The 248-nt window shown below is 66.9% G+C and carries 1 protein-coding gene; it reads left to right on the forward strand.

Annotation, left to right across the window (positions count from 1 at the left end):
* Window positions 1-230: hypothetical protein (locus ACVA58_RS28480; protein ID WP_446513586.1), on the forward strand; the 230-nt coding region annotated here is incomplete at its 5' end.
* Window positions 231-248: the final 18 nt, after the last annotated feature.

Genomic DNA, 248 nt, shown 5'->3' on the forward strand with positions numbered 1-248 from the left:
GAACCTGCGGTGCCGCGATTCGACAAGTCGATCGAGTAGCTGTTGCCGCTGACCGGGTTAGCCGCCAGCGTAGCGCCGTCAATCAGCAAGCCCGTGGCCCAGCGCTGATGCGGCTGGATCGAGCTGGAGCCGCACACACCGTCGGGCGTGCCCTTGAAGTTGAGCAGTACGTTGGGTCCCGGCACGCGCGCTGCGGTGGCGTAGTAGAACGACGCCGCCGCGCCGGTTGAAGACGTGCGGTCCACCAG

It is taken from the genome of Photobacterium sp. DNB22_13_2 (assembly GCF_052873915.1).